This is a genomic window from Leptolyngbya sp. CCNP1308, assembly GCF_034932455.1.
In the GTDB taxonomy this organism is placed as follows: Bacteria; Cyanobacteriota; Cyanobacteriia; order Phormidesmidales; family Phormidesmidaceae; genus Nodosilinea.
Map to the genome: position 1 here is coordinate 1 of NZ_JAYGIH010000105.1, position 18,677 is coordinate 18,677.

Consider the following 18,677-nt stretch of genomic DNA (forward strand, 5'->3'; position numbering starts at 1 on the left):
GTACCGTTGCATTTGAGCTTCAATTGGGGCAGGGTAGGGGGTGATCATCTATCCGCTCCTCTCGCTACCTCTCTAGCTTAGGAGCCCAACCCGCAGTATTACACCTTATTCAATCCACGATCCTTAGTTTCTTCGCGGCGTTCCTTCTTGCCCGACACTTCCACAATGCTTTCGTGGAAATGTACTTTGCTGCAATCGTCTGCCACACTGCCCCAGCGCAAGCCAATGGCTTCGCAGGGGCGGCAACCTGTCCAAAACAGGAATTTCACAAAGGGAGCGTAGTGCTGAAACGTCATACCTTTGCCCTGGTGGGCTTCAAAGGCTTCGATAATGCGATCGCGCTCCTCCACCGAATACGCCACAGGTGGCAGTGGCTTGGTTGGATCCAAAGCAAGATACATACCCTGGAAAGGGTTACTCGCCACCAGCTTATGCTGGATTCCCCAGTTACAAGCCGCTGACAACTGCATCAGGGTACGCCGAGCCTGGGATTGGGTGGTGGCTTTAAGCAATTGTTGACGAAACTTTAATGGGTCTACCAACCCATCCGTCTTACACCGACCGATGTGGGCGGTGACGGGGTTGTAGGTGCCGTTGATCGTCTTAGGAGAGGCGTTAGGCGTCAGGTACTCCACGTAGCGCTCCCAGAGCGTCAGCAGTTTAGACCCTGACTTGGCTACCTTACCAAGCAACCCAGAAGTGGGCTCATGGCTACGAATCTTGTACTTCTGATAGGTCGGGTCAAACTCACCGTACTCGATATCTCGCTGCACCTCGAAGGCTTTGTCCTGGGCCGTCTTTCGATTGAGCGGCGTGTTGGACAGGCCCAGCGATACAAAATGGCGCTTCTCCCCATGGGTGAAAACCAGCTGTAACCGGTTATTGGAGCTACGGATTGTGACGGAGCCTGACTTGGCTTTCCGATGCCTGCGTGTGGTGGTCGAAGTCATGGCGCTTCCCCACTGGGAATCGAGGATTGAGCGCATTGTACTTTATCTCAATCTTTATCTCAATCTGGGTGTTAAACCTGCCTAATTACCCCTAAAAATGCCCAATGCAATTCTAGCCCTGGTAGAACCGAGAGCCTCAAAACCCTTGTCAAATAGGCGAAACGCCTGTTTTTACTGGAAGCCGATGGCGGGATTTGAACCCGCGACCGCTCGATTACGAATCGAGTGCTCTACCACTGAGCCACATCGGCAATGGATGTTCACAGTGAATTAGTATAACAGCGTGAGGCGATCGCACCACCAACCCTTCACCAAGGATTAGCCCTACCTAGGGCGCGCTTCTACTCAATCTTTCTCAATGTATTTGCGTACGCTATTGAGGTCAATGTATCGATCGGTAGCGTTGCGCAGTTCGCGAGCGATCATCCCTTCAGTAGAGACAACGGTGATGTGGGTGTTTTTAGAACGGAGCAGTTCAATGGCTCGCTCAAAGTCACCGTCGCCGCTAAATAGAACCACCTCATCGTACTGTTCAACGGTATTGAACATGTCAATGGCGATTTCGATATCGAGGTTTGCTTTTTGGGAGTATCGCCCCGAGGTATCGTCGTAGTACTCCTTGAGGATTTTGGTGCGAACGGTATAGCCTAGACTAATGAGCGCATCTCGAAAACCTCGCTGATCCTGAGGATCTTTCAATCCGGTGTACCAAAAGGCATTTACCAGGGTGGCCCCACCGTCGAGGCTAAGAAAATACTCGAGCACCCGTTTCGGGTCAAAAAACCAGCCATTTTTTTGCTGGGCATAGAACATATTATTGCCGTCTACGAAGATCGACAAACGCTTCAAGCCGTATCTATTTGCCATGAATATTAATAGTAATCAACTTAACGAATCATCTATTTTATAAGCAGTGTAGATGCCAATTCTAGTTAATTAAGTAGACTAATCACTCCATCAATGGTGTGGATTTACTTAATAAGACTAGACCTAGCTAAACCGTTTATCCAGAGAACTAAGGGTAAGAGTGTAGCCGTTTCCATCAAAAAAATCTAGAGTTTGGTCAGGTCTAAGGGTGAAGAGCATGGTGGGTGGGCAATAGCTTATCCACGCCGCTAAATTCTCTATCAACCCTACAGCTGATCCCTACCTACTTGCCTGCGTTAAGGCTAAGTGGCTTTGCAGTTCGTCGCAGGACTGGGTGGCTCTATTGCTTGCACTCTGAGTAAATATACGTTGCGAAATCAGTGGGGTAAGGTTAGAAATAGCGCTAGAAACTATCTGTCAAGGCAACTGTTTCACCTAAAAATACCTACGCTGCTGAATTGGCTACACCCATAGAATCACTGTGGCCTAGCCTTAAGAGTTAGCTTCAATACCATAGGAATTAGACCTAAAACTTAACTTTATCTTTCTAATAGTATAAGCGCTAACCCCCCATTCTGGAGTGCTGGAGCACCCAATTACAGGGGCGCGGTGCTGGTGCGGGCTTTGAGAAGCGTCTGAAGCTCAGGGGGTAGGGTCTCAAAAAAGCGGTGGCCAGTGGCTATTTCAACGCGCTGGACTGAGGTTTGGTAGCGTCGCCAGTCGGGGCTGACCTGGTTGGTGTTGGGCAGATCGACGGCGATCAGTTGGGTATCGCTGCCAATACCCAGGTCGCCGTTGGGGAGGCGATCGTACACCACAATAATTTTCCACAGCCGGGAGGGTACGGCAATGGCTCGGTTGCCCACGCTGTCCTGGCTGCCGTAGGCTCCAGCAAAGACATGCAAGCTGTAGTCGTACTGATAGACCAGCGATCGCCCGTACTCTTCCAGTTCTCGCCAGGGGCCACGGTTGTTTTCTGGAGCCTGGGGAATGATGTTGGTCATTAAAAAGGTGGCGGCGTTATCGCCCACGCTGCCGGTGCGATCGCCCGAGGGCACCACATGGCCGCGATCGTAGCCGCTGCCCCGGTAGTCGTTGGGAGTGACCTGGTAAAACCCAGCGGGCAGTGCTCCGTCGGGGCGAAAGTTGTCTTGACGGTCGGTATTGCCTAGCCAGGCGGCATCGACCTCCCAACTGGCCCAGTTGAGCCCGTTGCGATCGCGGCTGTAGCTCAGCACGTACTGATCGCGCTGAATCAAGTAGTTGTTGGGGTTCGCCGTCCCCGCCTGACTGGGGTTACCCAGCACCAGGTGAGGATTGCTGGAGGGCGGCGCGGGCGGGTCAGAGGTGGGCAACTCGGCGGGCAGCCGTTCGCAGGCCCTGTCGTTGCCGTCGCCATCGAGGCCGTAGGGGTCGCCCGCAAAGGCATCGAGTACCAATTGGGCCTGGGCTTGGCTAGCAAAGTCGCCGCAGTTGCAGTCGTCATCCACACAGGGCGGCAGGGTTGACACATCGACAGGGGTCACCCAGTTATTTACCAGCAGCAGCAGGTCGCCGCAGCCCGTCAGCCCCATGCCCAGGGCAACCAGCCCCAGGGCGCGACGCCAAGAATAAGTCTGGGCAAAAGCCCTAGCCAATCGACGACTAGATGACATGGTCATCTCCCTTGGGGTACTCATACAAATGTACTTAGATTGCCCCAGGGCGCAACGGTCGAGGCCATCTTTCGGGGCGAATCTATCCCCAGGCAGAGGAAGGAAGGTTGCAGAAGGGCTCAATAGCGTTAACAATGTGAGACGTGGCCTGGCTTATCCCCCTGCCCGGCATAGGGATGTTAACCTGCCGGAGTGAGGGGTTCTGCTAGGGCCAGGCGCAAGAAAATTTCCGTTTTTTGCCCGTATTTCCATTCACTACCAGGATGATTATGCTCAACCAAGCAATCGCCAAGCTACAGGCATGGTTCCCCGCCGAAGCGGTGCACGCCCACTGTGACGGCCCCTGCGGCGTTTACGACCCCTCCTCGGCTCGCATAGCCGCTGAGGCAGTGCTGTCAATGACCAAAAAGCTGGTGGATCTCGAGATGCCCGCCGGTGGCGATAAGGCAGCTTCTGTGGCCTACCACAACACCTTTGCTCGCTTTACCGCCATCAAAGAAGAACAGGCCCAGATCGCCAAAGATGAACTGCTGGTTCTGTGGACCGACTACTTCAAGCCCGTGCACCTCGATCAGTTCCCTGACCTGCACGACACCTTCTGGAAAGCGGCCAAACTCTGCTCTGCCTGCAAAGTCGAAGTCAGCGTGCAGCACGCCACCGAACTGATGGAAGCAGTGCAGAAAGTCCACAATATGTTCTGGGCTACCAAGAACCGCGATGTGTCTTGGTACACCGCGAGCTAGAGGGATATTGGGCGAGTGGCGCGGGTGAAGCAGACCTTGCTAGAGTCTTCTCCTCTACCCCAACCTCCCCATCTCCCTGACTTGGTTCGCTAAAGGTGAACAGTCCCATTGAAACGGCCCCGCCGTCGCAGTTGCGCCATAGTCAGATCACCGATGTGGTGCTCTGGCTGTTGCGCCAGCGGCGGCGGTTTCGCATTGTGGGCGCATCGATGTTGCCCTTGCTGGTGCCGGACACCGAGGTGTTGATCGATTCCAACGCCTATCGTCAGCAACGCCCGCAGCCGGGAGACTTGGTCATAGCCTACCATCCTCGCCAGCCGGGGCTGAGGCTGATTAAGTGGGTGGTGTACGTAGATGATGACGGCTGCTTTCTAAAGGGGCTCAATGCTGCGGCAAGCACCGACAGCCGCGAGTTTGGCCTGGTGCCCTGGAGAGAAATTGTGGGGCGGGTGGTCTGTCGGTTTCCATAGCGCAAGAGCGGGGGATTAGGAAAATCTATCTACTACGGCCATGATGTCGGTGGGAGAGTCAACACGATAGGCGTGGATGCCGAGGGCGCGGGCGGCTTCGACATTGCGGACACTGTCGTCGAAGAAGGCGACAGTGTCCGCAGGGGTGTTGAGAACGGTGAGCAAATGCTCAAAAATAGCGGCACTGGGCTTAATCAGGCCAATTTTGTAGGAGAGAAATAGCTGGTCGAAGTAGTCAAAAAAGCTGTAGCGATCGCGCAGGCGCTCGTAGTGGGCGGGGTTAGTGTTCGACAACAGCGAGAGGTGGTAGCGAGGCTTGAGGGTGCTGAGCATCTCGTTGCACTGGGGCAGCGGTGCCTGGACAATTTCAAGAAATTCGTGCTGCACGACCTCGGGCGCGATCGCCAGATCAAAGTCTTGGATAAATGCGGCGGCAAAAGCAGCAAAATCGATGTGGCCGCTCTCAAACGCGACGGTGCTGGGGGCGCTCACCCAAATTTTATGCACTTCATCGATGGCGACAGGGCGGCCGAGTAGGGTTTTGACCCGATCGAGCCATCGCAGCTCAATCAACACCCCGCCCATGTCCAACACAATGTGCGTAATGGTCATTGTTGTGATCTCTCGGCAATATCCTCAGCCCTCACCTTAGCGGGCCGTAACCCCGGTGTCGGTGCTGCCGCGCCAGCTTTTGCCGGTAACCATCTATGACGGGAGATTACGTTTCTTCTCGCCAGGCTCTGTTCGGGAAGCATCCAAAACCTCTGGAATCCTTATCCTGCAATACCTTGGGCCTTTGTGTCTCAACGTTACAGCAGCGTAAACCTAACGGCACTGAAAGAATAATTCACATCGACAGCCAGCCAAGTTAGCTAGGCTGAAATTATTGATACATAAGGGGCTCAGATTCAACCAAGCGGTCTGAAACTGACGCTTTAGCCATGATCGTTCACAGGGCATATATTCATGAATTCGCTGTCTCACCCCACCGCTAGAACCACCCCCTGGGTCGGGGCGGTTTTGTTTGCGCTGATGTTTTGGTTCAGCAGCAGCCTGCTGATGGACTTTGTGATTATGCCGGGGCTGTTTGTCGGCGGCATGATGAGCCAGCCCGACTTTGGCTCGGCGGGCTACGCCATGTTTTGGGTGTTTAACCGCCTAGAGCTGCTCTGCGCTGGCGTTATTTTGACGGGGCTGCTGGCGGCTCGGCAGTCTCGCCCCCAGCGCCCCGTGGTGGCCAGCGGCCTGCGCAGCCGCTGGGCGGTGGAGCTAGGGCTAGGGCTGTTGGCGCTTACTCTGGTGCTCACCTACGCAGTAGCCCCGGCCATGGGCGCTTTGGGCGCAACCCTAGACCCCTTTGCCGCCACCGTTGAGGTGCCCGGTGCCATGAACCAGATGCACGGGCTGTATTTTGGCCTAGAGGCCGTCAAGCTGCTGGGCTGTGGCGCGCTGCTGAGCTTGCTCTACGGCGATCTCGGTCGGGCTGAAGACCTGTAATCTTGTCTCGGCTAAGCTAGCCCCCAGGGTTCTTTGAAAAGAGAGGAATCCTGGGGTTTTTTTTATTGCGATATTGAGATATAGCCATAGTCACCTGGGTTGGGACAATCAGAATCCTCAGAAACGTTTGAACGTTCAAACGTTTCTGAGGATTCTGTCTTAACCAGACTGGCTATAGCTATATTGCGATCGCAACCCCGTTTTACCGTCGCAGTTCTACAGCCGCGTGTTGGCCAGGCTTTGGCGAGGGTTGGTGGTGCGGCCGTCGCGAATCTGTTCGTAGAGCTGGCGCTCGCTGTCGCTGAGGCTGGTGGGAGGCGTGATCACTACTTTGATCAGCAGGTCGCCGCGATCGCCCTTGGGTCGGGGCCAGCCCTTGCCCCGCAGCCGCAGGGTTTGGCCCGATCGCACCCCCGCAGGCAAATTCATCGTCACGCTGCCGTCGGGGGTGGGCACATCAATTTTGCCCCCCAGCACGGCCTCGTCGGGGGCAATGGGCACCTCGGCGGTGAGGCTGTCGCCCTCTAGGGTGTAGAAGCGGTGGCCCTCTAGCTGCACTACCAGGTAAATGTCGGCGGGCTGTTTGCTGTAGGGGTTGATCGGCCCCTTGCCCTTGAGGCGAATTTTGCTGCCCTGCTTAACCCCCGATGGAATTCGCACATCGACGCTGTCGTTGCCAATGCGCAGCCGTTTCTGCGCCCCGTTAAAAGCTTCGCCAAAGGTGAGGCGAATGCTGGCCTCTTGATCAAAGGACTGGGTGGGGGCAGTCTCGTAGCCAAAGCCAGGGCCACCCGGCCCAGCCCCAGGAGATCCGTAGGGGTAAGAGCGGGCGCTGCCGCCACCGGGGGTGGCAAACCGACCCAGCAGCTCGTTAATGAACTCGTCAAAGCTGCCGTAGTTGCTAAAGTCAAAGCCGCCCATGTCGCCGGGGCTGCCGTAGGGGGTACCGCCCCCAGCTCGGCTGGCCTGCTGCCAGTATTGACCGTACTGGTCATACTTTTTGCGCTTGTCGGCGTCGGAGAGCACCTCGTAGGCTTCGCTCACCTCTTTAAATTTGGCCTCGGCGGTCTTGTCGTCGGGGTTGACATCGGGGTGGTACTTGCGGGCCAGCTTGCGAAAAGACTGCTTAATCTCGTCGGCACTTGCCGTGCGATTGACCCCCAGCACCGCGTAGTAGTCTTTAAAGCCCGTAGCAGCCATTCCTGTCCTCCTAAAAACCCGCGCTCAAGCTGGCGACTATTGTAGTTAACTCTGGCCCGAGGGGCACTACCGCTACTTCCCCAGACCTGTTTCTACCTCTGGGTTTAGCGTAGCAAACCCTACGCCTGAGGGAAGTTCGGTTTTCCTGGTTGGGGCGGGGCTGGCTAGGCGATCCCAACCAGGGCATCGAGCTCGGCGTAGTCGGGTAGGGTGGTGTCGATGGGGTGGCCATCGCGAAGCACGATGCGATCGCCCTGGTGCCGCGACAGCAGTTCGCTAAAGCTGCGGGCTTTGAACACTACCAGGTCGGCGGGACGACCCACCCCCAGCAGCCCGGCATCAAGCCCCATGGTCTGGGCCGGGGTGCGGGTCACCGCCTGGGGCCAGTCGCCAATGGGGCGATCGAGGTGGCCAATGCGCACCGACTGGGTAAAGACTTCCACCATGTCGTGGTCGCCGTAGGCAAAGAAGGCGTCGCGGCAGTTGTCGCTGGCCAGGGCCACCGCCACCTCAAACTGGCGTAGCTCGGGCAGCAGGGTGACGCCGCGATAGCGGGGCATGCGGCCCGGCTGGCGATCTTGCAGGTAGAGGTTGCACATCGGCAGGCTGACGACGCTGATGCCGGCTTGCCGGAGCAGAGCCAGGGTATCTTGGGCGCGATCGCCCCCCTGTATCGACAGACTACAGCAGTGGCCGCAGTTGACCTTACCCTGAAAGCCTCGCCGCAGCTTGGTTTCGGCCACCACCCGCAGCCCTTCCGCCTGGGGGTTCAGGCTCTCATCGACATGAAAATCGAGGTCAAGCCCCCGCGCCTCGGCCAGCTCAAAGGCGCGATCGATTTGGGCATCTAGACCGGGCTGGGGATAGATCACCCCGCCTAAAATGCCGTCGTACTGGGCAACGGTATCCGCCAGGCTTTCGGCTGCGGGGCGGTCGTAGTAGTCCATTGACACCAGGCACACCGCCTGGAGCGCGATCTTGCCCGCCCACTCCTGCCGCAGCCGATCGAAGACCGCAAAGCTCACCTTCTCCTGTCCATCCAGACAATCCAGATGGGTTCTGACGGCCTGGGTGCCGTGGGCATAGCTGCACCGCAGGCCAAAGCTCATGCGGGGGTAGAGATCTTCAGCGCTCCAGTTACTGTGGTCGGCTTCGGCGGCTTTAAGAGCAGCGTCAAAAGTACCATCGGGGTTGGGGTTGCGAAACCAGGTATGCCCTTTATCCAAATGGGTGTGACAGTCGGCAAAGCAGGGCCACACCATACCCTGACGCACATCCCAGGCGGGCTGGTCGGGGGCAAGGGGCTGACTGGCTGGAATGATCGCGACAATCCGCCCGTCCTGGATTTCTAGGTGAGCGGCGACCAGTTCTTCGGATATTGGGGGGGCGGATAGGGGGGCGATCGCCGTTTTCCACTGCACCGACCCATCTATGCAGGTCAGGGGCAGGCGGGCGTTTTGTAGCCAGTAGTGAGCGGCAGAGCGCTGCAAAAACTCGGGCAGGGCGGTTGAATTCATACGTAGTTGACGAAACAGCTGATCGAGGTCACCGCCGCTGGGCTTTAGACTCACCAAAGTTTTGGCACATCCATCACGGCGGGTCTAGGCCCAGAGACCTACCGTGAGAGTAGAGCCTGGTAGTCTGAATCCCAAAGATTCTAAGGTTAGATTTGGGAATGCTTAGATTACACAGTGTTTCTATCCTTAACCTGTAAGGTGAGAGCCATGATCAACAACACCGCTTCTAAAATTTTCTTGCAGTCTGGCGCTTCCGTCTTTGGCTTTTTGCTGCTAGTTATTCTGCTGGCTTGAGACGGCCAGCGCTAGAGACGTCAGATTAGACTAAAATACTCGTCGTCCCAAAAATTACGCATTTAACAGGGCTAGGGCCTGCGGCAGCTGCTCTTTGACCGAGGTCGCCGATCGCTCCAAGGCAGCCTGCTCTGCCGGGGTCAGCGACAATTCTAGAATCTCTTCAACACCGCCCTGGCCCAGGCGGCAGGGTACTCCCAGATACAGGCCATCCAGGCCGTACTGGCCCGTGAGGTGGGCCGCCAGGGGCAAAATGCGCCGCTGGTTGAACAGCATCGACTCCACCATGACGCAGGCCGAGGAAGCGGGCGCGTAGTAGGCCCCGCCCTGCTTGAGCAATTGCACAATTTCAGCGCCGCCGTTGCGGGTGCGATCGATCAGCGCTTGTAGCCGAGCGGCGGGTAGCAGTTCAGCCACCGGAATGCCGTTGACGGTGGTGTAGCTGGGCAGGGGCACCATCAAGTCACCGTGGCCCCCTAGCACCATGGCCGAGACATCGCGCGGCGGCACCCCCAACTCCCAGGCAATAAAGGTTTGAAACCGGGCCGAGTCGAGCACTCCGGCCATGCCCATCACCCGCTGGGGGGGCAGGTCGCTGGCTTTCCAGGCCAGGTAAGTCATCACATCCAGCGGGTTAGTCACTACTATCACGCTGGCCTGGGGCGATACGGCCAGGGCTTGGCGCAGGGTATCGACGACAATCTTGCCGTTCACCTGGGTGAGGTCATCGCGGGTCATACCGGGGCGGCGGGGTAGCCCAGCGGTAACCACCACAATGTCTGAGTTGGCGGTGTCGCGGTAGTCGTTGGTGCCCACAATGGTGCGGTTATGGCCCTCGCAGCCCGCCGCCTGGGCCAGGTCGAGGGCAACGCCCTGGGGTCGGCCTTCGACAATATCCACCAGCACCACGTTGGCCAGATTGCGCTCCAGCAGGCGCTGGGCCAAGGTGCTGCCAACGTTGCCCGCCCCCACCACAGTAACCTGGTTCACCGGGCCGCAAACAGAGGAAGCAGAATGGGCAGTCATGGCGTTGACGCAGCGAAAGGACTGGGCTGGGCTCCTAGTGGTGCCTCTGGCTTGAGGATGCCCCCGATTGAACCCAGAGCACCGCTCATATTTTGGCGGATGCTAGGGTATTTATCCTTCGATTGTTGTGATTTAGATCATGGCTGGGGGTGACAGCTACCAGATGATTCTGTGATTGGCTATAGTTTTTAGAAAGGCTTACTGACACTTCACAATGGGAGTAAGAACACCCTCTAAAAAATAGGGGATGCTAAAGCAACCCCCTGAAAAATCGTTCTTGCCATGAAGAATATTCCTGCTGTGTCTTGCTCTATACCACCCGGTTCATCAGCTTCTATGGAATCCGCTCCCAAGGACAGCGACGGTACTGGTCTGATGGCTGACATTGCGATCGCCCCTGACTGCAACATTCGACTGTTTACGGCTGGCGAAACCATTTTTACCGAAGGCAGCACCGCTGATAAGGCCTACATCATCGAGTCGGGCTATGTTGAAATTTTCGTGGGCGCTGGGGACGATTCCCTCCAGCTCAATGTGCTGGGAGCGGGGGATATTTTTGGGGAGATGGGGATTATCGATGCCTCGCCCCGATCGGCTTCGGCCAAAGCATTGAGCCCCTGTCGCTGCCTTGTGGTGTCGATGGCTCAGGTGGCCGAGCGCATCGAGTCGTCGTCGCCTATGGTGCGGCTGTTTATTTCTATGTCGCTACACCGCAACCGGGCCTACAATGCCTATCTCAAAACCCTGGCCACCCCTCAAATTAGCGTACCCAGCCCCGCTGTTACCGAAAAGGCCTACGCCAGAAGTCAGCAATACCAGCAAATTTTAGACGATATTAGGCTGGAGTCTGATCTGCAAAATGCCGTCCGCAACAATGATTTGTCGCTGGTGTATCAACCCCTTCTCAACCTCGCCTCCGGCACCATTGTGGGCTTTGAATCGCTGCTGCGGTGGCAGTGCCCCCAGCGCGGTGCCGTCACCCCCCAGCGCTTTATCACCCTAGCGGAAGAAACGTCGCTAATTCTACCCATGGGCGACTGGATTTTAGAGCATTCCTGTGCCGATTTGCGCCGCTTTCAAACCCATTTAGAGAGCCGTGGCCAGAGCAGCGCCAACTTTTTTATTAGCATCAATATTTCGGTGCGCCAGTTTCAGCAGCCCGACTTTTTTGAGCGGCTGATTGCCTGCACCCAGCGCCACGGTGTTGACGCTCGGCAAATTAAGCTAGAGGTCACGGAACGCATATTTCTAAATGAGGTTGAGGCGATTGACTCCATCGGCAAGTGCCGCGCCGCCGGTTTTGAGGTATCCCTCGACGACTTTGGCACGGGCTACTCTAGCCTGAACTACCTAGAGCGCTGTGAGATTGACTGTTTAAAGATTGACCAGTCATTTATTCAAAAACTTTGCAGCAGCGATCGCGCCAAAATTCTGGTCGGCTCAATTATCGATATCGCCCGCAAGCTGGGACTACCCACCGTGGCCGAGGGGATTGAAACCCCCGCCCAGATGGAGACCCTAAAATCGATGGGCTGCGACATTGGTCAGGGCTTTCTGTTCAGCCATCCGCTGCCGCTGGTTGAGGCCATGGCGTTGCTAGGCTGAACTAGAAGGCGCTAGCTGTTGCTATAGCGCGATCGCACGGTTGCCCACGCCACCTGGCGAGTCGGCAGCACGCCCCTCTGGGCCAGGTAATCTTGCAGCTGTCGGGGCTTCATTTTGCACAGATCTTTGGCTAGTTCTTGCACCGGCAATCGACCGCTTATTCCGGCTAAACAGTCGCGCAATGTGCCTAAAATCTGCGGCTCGGCCACCAGCACCAGAGTATTGAGATCGTAGGCGCTGATCAAGGTTTCCATTTGCGTTCCAATAGCCTGGGCAAAACGGCGCTCAAACTCGACTAGATAGTTACCCCGGCGATCGTCGTAGCTGTGGCCCCGGCTGCCGCTGCCCCGGTTGCGGCTGGCCTTTGCATTGGCCCCTGGGTCTTGACCGGGCGTTTCTGCTGCTGGATTTAGCAGTTGGCAGCGTTCGATTAAATCGGGGCCAGATTCTACCTCGGGCACGGCCACGGGCTCTAGGGTCAAAAACTTAGCTTTAGCACCATCTACGACGGCCACCAGGAAGCGAGTCATAAAGAATCTCCCGTTGCTAGATTTGGTGGTGATCCTAACAAGTTAAAAAGGATCCATGGGGCGAAGCGCTAAAGATTAATTTATTCCCAAAAAAGGTTAGGAAACGCGAACAATTATGGGGCACTTCTGTTGTCGTAGATGCCATTTGACGATGATTTAAGTAGGGTTTAATGAATGAATATGAAGGCTACTCATAAAGATCATCCACCGCTCACCGATAGATCTCGATTAGATTGCGATCGCAGGGCTAACACTAAATCCGCCTCACAAAACCCCGATTCATACCGATACCTGGTAGGGCGCATTGCAGTGCAATGCCCCTACAAATCGTGGGTACACAGGCAGGACTTGGGCACCACAAATTTGCCAGCTCTACAGCAGCATTGCCGCCCGCTCGGCCAAGCTCGACCGCTCCCCTTTGCAGAGGCTAATGTGCCCAGCTAAACCTTCCCGCTTAAACCGCTCGACCACATAGGTGAGGCCGTTGCTTGAGGCATCGACGTAGGGGTTGTCGATCTGCTCGGGGTCGCCGGTCAGAATAATTTTGGTGCCTTCCCCGGCGCGGGTGAGAATGGTTTTGACCTCGTGGGGGGTGAGATTTTGGGCCTCGTCTACCACCAAAAACTGCTTGGGAATCGATCGCCCCCGAATGTAGGTCAGCGGCTCGATCTGCAAGAGCCCCTGGTCGATCATTTCTTCGTGGCCGCGCCGCCAGTGTTCGGGCTTACCGCGCATGTCCTGGGTGCCAAAGATCAGGTCAAAGTTGTCGTAGAGGGGCTGCATCCAGGGGTTGAGCTTTTCGCGCATGTCTCCGGGCAGGTAGCCAATGTCGCGGCCTAGGGGCACGATGGGGCGAGCGATCAGCAGGCGCGAGTAGAGGCGCTCATCGGCCACTTTTTGCACCCCGGCGGCGATCGCCAGCAGGGTCTTGCCCGTGCCCGCCTTGCCCACCAGCGTCACCATCGAAATTGAGTCTTGCAGCAGCAGCTCAAAGGCAAAGCGCTGCTCGCGGTTGCGGGGCTGCACCCGCGACACCCCAGCGTGGGGCAGCTTGCCCAGGGGCACCAGCTTGCCGCTGCTGCCCTGCACCAGAGCCAGGGCAGTGTGGGTCGGGTTAGTTTCATCCACCAGGGTGACACACTGGTTGGGGTAAAGGGGAATGTCGAGTTGGAGGTGGCCGTCGCCAAACAGCTGGCTGATCGCCTCGGCGGAGGTCATCACCTCTAGGGTGCCGGTGTAGAGATCGTCGTAGTCAATTTTGTCAGTTTCGTAGTCTTCGGCCACCAGCCCCACGGCGTCGGCTTTAATCCGCAGGTTGGTGTCTTTGCTGACCAGCACCACGGGCATGTCGTGGTGGTGCTTATACTCCAGCGCTACAGCCAGAATGGCATTGTCCCCCTGGTCGCCCTCCAGCTCGGCGGGCAGCTGGCGTAGGGTGTCGCGGTGGCACAGAGCCACCTTGAGGGTGCCGCCCTTTTCTAAGGGAATGCCCTGCACCAGTGAGCCCTGCTGGCGCAGCTCATCAAGGGTGCGCGACACGTAGCGGGCGTTGCGGCCATTGTCGGCGGTGCCTTTCTTGAAGCGGTCTAGCTCTTCAATAATGGTGATCGGCAACACCACGTCGTTGTCCTCAAACCTAAACATTGCCATCGGATCGTGAAGCAATACGTTGGTGTCGAGGACAAAAACTTTTTTCATAGAGGAGTAAGAGTGGAGACAGTAGGCCCGACCGAGGGACGCTTTTAGAGACGCTTGAAGATATTAGCTCTTACAGCGTTGGGCTCGCGATGGGGCTATTTTCAGGAACGGTAGGCAGAGGCCGCTTTTTTTGCGGTACAACAATTCTGGGTGACCTGGGGCAATGGTGGAAGATTGGCCAGATTTCAGCGCCCCGCGCCTATTCCAGAATGGCTGTTTAGACACTGTAGCGGATTTCTTTACCATTCCCGATTGGCATCCGGAGGAAATCGATCGCCAACACCCAGCGTTAGGGCCGCCAAGTCTAGCTCAGGGCTGCCCGTCCTCGTTTACTATGACCTATGAGTCGTTTCTACTGAGCCTCGCCGTCACCTCTGGAGCCCCCATGCGTCTATCCCAAATGCTGTTTGTCACCCTGCGGGAAGAGCCGGCAGAGGCCGAAATTCCTAGCCACAAGCTGCTGCTGCGGGCGGGGTACATGCGTCGCATTGCCAGCGGGGTCTACGCTTATCTGCCTCTGCTGTGGCGGGTGCTCAACAAAATTTCAGACATTGTGCGCGAAGAGATGAACGCCACGGGGGCGCAGGAGTGCCTGCTGCCCCAGCTTCAGCCCGCTGAGCTGTGGCGCGAGTCGGGCCGCTGGGACACCTACACCAAGGCGGAGGGCATTATGTTTTCCCTCGTCGATCGCCGCCAGCAGGAGGTCAGCCTCGGCCCCACCCACGAGGAGGTGATCACCGCCGTCGCCCGCGACATGATTCGCTCCTACCGGCAGCTGCCCCTGCACCTTTACCAAATTCAGACCAAGTTTCGCGATGAGATTCGGCCCCGCTTTGGCCTGATGCGCGGGCGCGAGTTCATCATGAAGGATGGCTACTCCTTTCACACCAGCGAGGCCAGCCTGAGGGAGACCTACCAGGAGATGTACACCGCCTACAGCACCATTCTGCGCCGCTGCGGCCTGGAGTTTCGGGCGGTGGATGCGGATTCGGGGGCGATCGGTGGGTCGGGCTCGACCGAGTTTATGGTGCTGGCCGATGCGGGCGAAGACGAGGTGCTCTACACCGAAGACGGCAAGTACGCTGCCAACGTTGAAAAGGCCGTGTCTCGCCCGATGGATGCGGTGCCCTCAACCTTCAGCAAGTTTGAGAAGCTGGAGACTCCTAATACCCCCACAATCGAGTCGCTGGCTAAGTTTCTCAAGTGTTCGCCCACCCAGATCGTTAAGAACGTGCTCTACCAAGCTGAGTTCGACAATGGCAAAACGGTGCTGGTGGTGGTCAGCATTCGCGGCGACCAGGATGTCAACGAGGTCAAGCTCACCAATGAGCTCACCAAGCTAGCCGTCAACTATGGGGGCACCGCCGTGATCGCCCTGGCCGTACCTGACGAAGCAGCCCAGCAAAAGTGGGCCGCCAAGCCCCTGCCCCTGGGCTATATGGCTCCCGACCTGGGCGATGACTACATCCAGGGTGGCAAAGAGGTAGAGGCCAAGTTTCTGCGCCTGGCCGATCGCACCGCCAGCGACCTCAAGAACTTTGTCACCGGCTCCAACGAGGCGGGTTGCCACACCGTAGGCGGCAACTGGGGCAAAGACTTCACCCTGCCCAAAATTGTGGTGGATGTGCGCAAGGCAGCAGTGGGCGATCGCGCCCTCCACGACCCCAGCCAAACCCTGCAAACCGCGCGGGGCATTGAGATCGGCCACATTTTTCAGCTCGGCACTAAATATTCTCAAGCGCTGGGGGCCACCTTCACCGACGAAACCGGGGCTGAGCTGCCCCTGGTCATGGGCTGCTATGGGGTGGGCGTCTCGCGCCTGGCCCAGGCGGCGGTGGAGCAGTCCTACGACAAAAACGGCATTGTTTGGCCGGTGGCGATCGCGCCCTACCAGGCGATCGTGGTGATTCCCAACATGGGCGACGATCTACAGGTTGAAGCCGCCAAGGCGATCTACAAAGAGCTGCTAGCGGTGGGGGTCGAGGCCCTGCTCGACGATCGCGATGAGCGGGCCGGGGTCAAGTTTAAAGACGCCGATCTAATTGGTATTCCCTACCGCATTGTCACCGGGCGAGCCCTAAGGGATGGCAAGGTCGAGGTGGTCGATCGGGCCACAGGCATTGTGCAGGAAGTGGCCCTGGCCGAGGTAGTCGCCCTGGTCAAAGGCTGGATTGTCGACGAACTGCTGGCCAGCCGCTAGCACCTACCCCCAGAACAGACTATGGAACTGATCACCATTATTTTTTCAACCCTGCTCGGGGTACTGGGTAGCGGGGGTGTGGTGGTCGATACCCTGGCCGAGGCCGCCCTGCGCAACCAGCTCGCCGGGGCCGAGGCGCTGCAGGTGCGCATCGACAACGTGCCCAACTATCAGCTGGCCAGCGGCCGCATTGAGCACACTCGCATTGCCGCTCGGGGGGTAGAGACCCGGCAACTGCCCGGCTTGCGGATTGACTCGATTGATGTAGAGACTGACGCGGTGGATGTCGATCTAGGTCGTCTACAGCAGGGCCAGCTAGTGCTGGATGAACCTGCCCAGGCAGCCCTGCGCCTGCGCCTCAACGATGACGATTTAAATGCGTTCTTTCAGTCACCCCTGGTGCAGGGCTGGCTCGACACCCTGCAATTTAGCCTGCCGGGAGCCGCGGGCGAACGCGAGCAAAACCGCTACGGCCTCGCCAATCCATCGCTGGAGTTTCTAGAGGGCGATCGCTTTCGCATTGTGGTCGACCTGCAAGACCGGGTGACTCAGGAGAATATTGCGATCGTAGTCGAGCTAGGACTGGCCATCCTCAACGGCCATCGCTTTGCCCTAATTGAACCCAGCATTACCGTCGATGGTGAAGACACCCCGCCCCAGCTGCTCGAATCCTTTGTGCAGGGTGCCCAAGAGCGGCTTACCCTGCGGCGGCTAGAGGCGTTGGGGGTAGTGGCCCGCGTCATTAACTTTAAAGTCCGAGACAATGAGCTGGATATTGCCATCTTTGCCAGAATAGAGCCAACCTCCCCGCTCTTGACTCGGCAGCCAGCTCAAGAAGCTGTCCCCCCCGCGCCCTAGGGCCGGTTGAACTACCCTAGGCTAAGGTTGTGACCCCATTTGGACCCCCACCATGGATCTCAAAAGCAAGCTAAGACGTATTCCCCTCGGCGTTTTGGCCGGATTAACCACTCTGGTAGTGGCCTCGGGCGGGTCTGTGGCGTGGTTTACCTGGCGGGCCCTCAACCCCACCCCCCCGGTGGCAGAGTTTCCTAACCTCGACATCGACCCCGACCCGATCATGACCGTGCCGGAGGTCACCGCCCCCGCCGAGCCATCCAAGGTTGAAGACACCGCCCCCAAAGACCCGGTCAGTCAGCCTGCCCCGGCAGAAGTTACCGGCCAGGTCTACTGGCTAAAAGATGAGGGTACAGGCTTTGCGCTGGTGCCCCAGCCCATTACCGTCGCGGCCGATGCCTCCCCTTCAGAGAAAGTCACCGCCGTCTTTAATGACCTGCTCTCGAAGTCGGGCGACCCGAGCCAGCAGGCGTTCACAACAATTCCCGAACAGACCCAGCTGATTGCGGCCTCAGTGGAGGCAGACGGGGTGCACGTCGATCTGTCGGGCAGCTTTGAAACCGGCGGCGGCAGCGCGGCAATGATGGGCCGCCTAGGCCAGGTGATCTACACCGCCACCGCCTTTGACCCCGCCGCCCCGGTGTGGATTTCGGTGGATGGCAAGCCCTTGACCATCCTAGGGGGCGAGGGATTGGAAGTGAGTCAGCCCATGACCCGCAGCGATTTTGACGAAGGCTTTGAGCTGTAGGAACGTTCTGGCGGCTTCGACTCCGCTCGACTTTCAAAATTGTGGCGATCGCTGAGCGGAGTCGAAGCCAGGGTGCTCACCCAGGGCGGAACGGTCTACAATAAGTACCCATGTTTCACCCTAGAGTGCCCTATGGATTTGTTCTCTACGGCCCTGCCCCCCTGTCGTCTCGGCAAAGTGGTGAAGTCAAATTCCCACTGCGACTATGTGGTGCAGGTTGACGATGCCCAGGATGTCTGTTCGCCGCCCTCTCCTGAAGATTGCGGCTTTGGGCAATTTGTCAGCTTTGACAATGACAGCCGCCACTGGGCGGTGGGGCTGGTGTATAACTCGCAGCTGTTCAACCCGCTGTTTTTTAACAGCGGGCCACGGCTTTCCAGCGAGCCAGATCCATTATTTACCCCCGATCTAGTGCAGGAGACCCGCACGTTGCTAGGGGTGGTGCTGGTGGGCACCCTGGAGGGCAAGGGCAACCAGCGCCATGGGAAACACGGTATTCCTCGGGTGGTGGTACCCGCCAATACGCCGGTCTATGGCCTGACGCCAGAGCAAGTGCACTGTTTCCACTGCAACGAGGATGGGCAGACGCAGTTTAGCTACTACAGCCACTTGCTCAGGTCAGGGGGGGTGTTTGCCGCCCAGCTAGCCCAGCAGGTGCTGGCTGAGCTAGTGGATAGCGGCCTGTTCACCGGGGCCGATCAAAAGGCGCTGATGGTGCTGGGCAAAGAGCTGAGCTGGAAAAATACCCTGGGGGCGATTCGGTAGGGTGGTTGTGAGCGCTGGCGATGTCACAGCTGAACCAGCGAACTAGGGGCCTCGCCG

The 18,677-nt window shown here is 57.7% G+C and carries 17 protein-coding genes and 1 tRNA gene; 8 read left to right on the forward strand and 10 right to left on the reverse strand.

What is annotated here, in order from left to right; all coding sequences use genetic code 11:
* Positions 1-98: 98 nt before the first annotated feature.
* From VB780_RS25660 to VB780_RS25675, 4 genes are all read right to left on the reverse strand, one after another.
* Positions 99-950 (reverse strand): Arm DNA-binding domain-containing protein, encoded by an 852-nt coding sequence (locus VB780_RS25660; protein WP_323354031.1) that lies wholly within the window; start codon positions 948-950, stop codon positions 99-101.
* Positions 951-1,129: 179 nt separating this feature from the next.
* A tRNA-Thr gene (locus VB780_RS25665) sits at positions 1,130-1,201 on the reverse strand.
* Positions 1,202-1,295: 94 nt separating this feature from the next.
* A complete protein-coding gene (locus VB780_RS25670; RefSeq protein ID WP_323354032.1) occupies positions 1,296-1,817 on the reverse strand; it encodes an NYN domain-containing protein in 522 nt (173 codons plus the stop codon).
* A 596-nt stretch (positions 1,818-2,413) separates the two neighbouring features.
* On the reverse strand, positions 2,414-3,472 hold the full coding sequence (locus VB780_RS25675) for a DNA/RNA non-specific endonuclease (RefSeq protein WP_323354033.1): 1,059 nt from the start codon (positions 3,470-3,472) through the stop codon (positions 2,414-2,416).
* Between the two features lie 269 nt (positions 3,473-3,741).
* Here VB780_RS25675 and sodN point away from each other — a divergent pair, with 269 nt between their 5' ends.
* Positions 3,742-4,215: a superoxide dismutase, Ni gene (gene sodN, locus VB780_RS25680; protein ID WP_323354034.1), complete on the forward strand. Its 474-nt coding sequence runs from the start codon at positions 3,742-3,744 to the stop codon at positions 4,213-4,215.
* A gap of 95 nt (positions 4,216-4,310) precedes the next feature.
* The gene (sodX, locus tag VB780_RS25685) at positions 4,311-4,685 is read left to right on the forward strand and encodes a nickel-type superoxide dismutase maturation protease (RefSeq protein WP_323354035.1); all 375 of its coding nucleotides are present in this window, start codon (positions 4,311-4,313) and stop codon (positions 4,683-4,685) included.
* 15 nt (positions 4,686-4,700) lie between these two features.
* Here sodX and VB780_RS25690 read toward each other — a convergent pair whose 3' ends face one another.
* Positions 4,701-5,297 carry an HAD family phosphatase gene (locus tag VB780_RS25690; RefSeq protein WP_323354036.1) on the reverse strand — a complete coding sequence of 199 codons (597 nt, stop codon included), beginning with the start codon at positions 5,295-5,297 and terminating at the stop codon, positions 4,701-4,703.
* Positions 5,298-5,651: 354 nt separating this feature from the next.
* Here VB780_RS25690 and VB780_RS25695 point away from each other — a divergent pair, with 354 nt between their 5' ends.
* Positions 5,652-6,182, forward strand: coding sequence for a hypothetical protein (locus VB780_RS25695; protein ID WP_323354037.1), 531 nt, complete (start codon positions 5,652-5,654; stop codon positions 6,180-6,182).
* Between the two features lie 216 nt (positions 6,183-6,398).
* On the opposite strand, the gene VB780_RS25700 is transcribed toward VB780_RS25695, so the two are convergent.
* The 3 genes from VB780_RS25700 to mdh form a co-directional block, all read right to left on the reverse strand.
* The gene (locus tag VB780_RS25700) at positions 6,399-7,382 is read right to left on the reverse strand and encodes a J domain-containing protein (RefSeq protein ID WP_323354038.1); all 984 of its coding nucleotides are present in this window, start codon (positions 7,380-7,382) and stop codon (positions 6,399-6,401) included.
* 164 nt (positions 7,383-7,546) lie between these two features.
* On the reverse strand, positions 7,547-8,899 hold the full coding sequence (locus VB780_RS25705) for a cytosine deaminase (RefSeq protein ID WP_323354039.1): 1,353 nt from the start codon (positions 8,897-8,899) through the stop codon (positions 7,547-7,549).
* A gap of 348 nt (positions 8,900-9,247) precedes the next feature.
* Positions 9,248-10,219, reverse strand: coding sequence for a malate dehydrogenase (gene mdh, locus VB780_RS25710; RefSeq protein WP_323354040.1), 972 nt, complete (start codon positions 10,217-10,219; stop codon positions 9,248-9,250).
* 336 nt (positions 10,220-10,555) lie between these two features.
* Between mdh and VB780_RS25715 the strand changes: the two genes are divergently transcribed.
* Positions 10,556-11,824 carry an EAL domain-containing protein gene (locus tag VB780_RS25715; protein ID WP_323354041.1) on the forward strand — a complete coding sequence of 423 codons (1,269 nt, stop codon included), beginning with the start codon at positions 10,556-10,558 and terminating at the stop codon, positions 11,822-11,824.
* Positions 11,825-11,835: 11 nt separating this feature from the next.
* On the opposite strand, the gene VB780_RS25720 is transcribed toward VB780_RS25715, so the two are convergent.
* Complete coding sequence (locus tag VB780_RS25720) at positions 11,836-12,354, reverse strand: host attachment protein (RefSeq protein WP_323354042.1); 519 nt, start codon at positions 12,352-12,354, stop codon at positions 11,836-11,838.
* Positions 12,355-12,726: 372 nt separating this feature from the next.
* The gene (locus VB780_RS25725; RefSeq protein ID WP_323354043.1) at positions 12,727-14,052 is read right to left on the reverse strand and encodes a PhoH family protein; all 1,326 of its coding nucleotides are present in this window, start codon (positions 14,050-14,052) and stop codon (positions 12,727-12,729) included.
* Positions 14,053-14,386: 334 nt separating this feature from the next.
* Here VB780_RS25725 and VB780_RS25730 point away from each other — a divergent pair, with 334 nt between their 5' ends.
* From VB780_RS25730 to VB780_RS25745, 4 genes are all read left to right on the forward strand, one after another.
* Positions 14,387-16,252 carry a proline--tRNA ligase gene (locus VB780_RS25730; RefSeq protein ID WP_323354044.1) on the forward strand — a complete coding sequence of 622 codons (1,866 nt, stop codon included), beginning with the start codon at positions 14,387-14,389 and terminating at the stop codon, positions 16,250-16,252.
* 21 nt (positions 16,253-16,273) lie between these two features.
* Positions 16,274-17,110 (forward strand): DUF2993 domain-containing protein, encoded by an 837-nt coding sequence (locus VB780_RS25735; RefSeq protein ID WP_323354045.1) that lies wholly within the window; start codon positions 16,274-16,276, stop codon positions 17,108-17,110.
* Positions 17,111-17,162: 52 nt separating this feature from the next.
* On the forward strand, positions 17,163-17,855 hold the full coding sequence (locus tag VB780_RS25740; RefSeq protein WP_323354046.1) for a GerMN domain-containing protein: 693 nt from the start codon (positions 17,163-17,165) through the stop codon (positions 17,853-17,855).
* A gap of 132 nt (positions 17,856-17,987) precedes the next feature.
* On the forward strand, positions 17,988-18,620 hold the full coding sequence (locus VB780_RS25745; protein ID WP_323354047.1) for a hypothetical protein: 633 nt from the start codon (positions 17,988-17,990) through the stop codon (positions 18,618-18,620).
* The last annotated feature ends 57 nt before the right edge of the window (positions 18,621-18,677 follow it).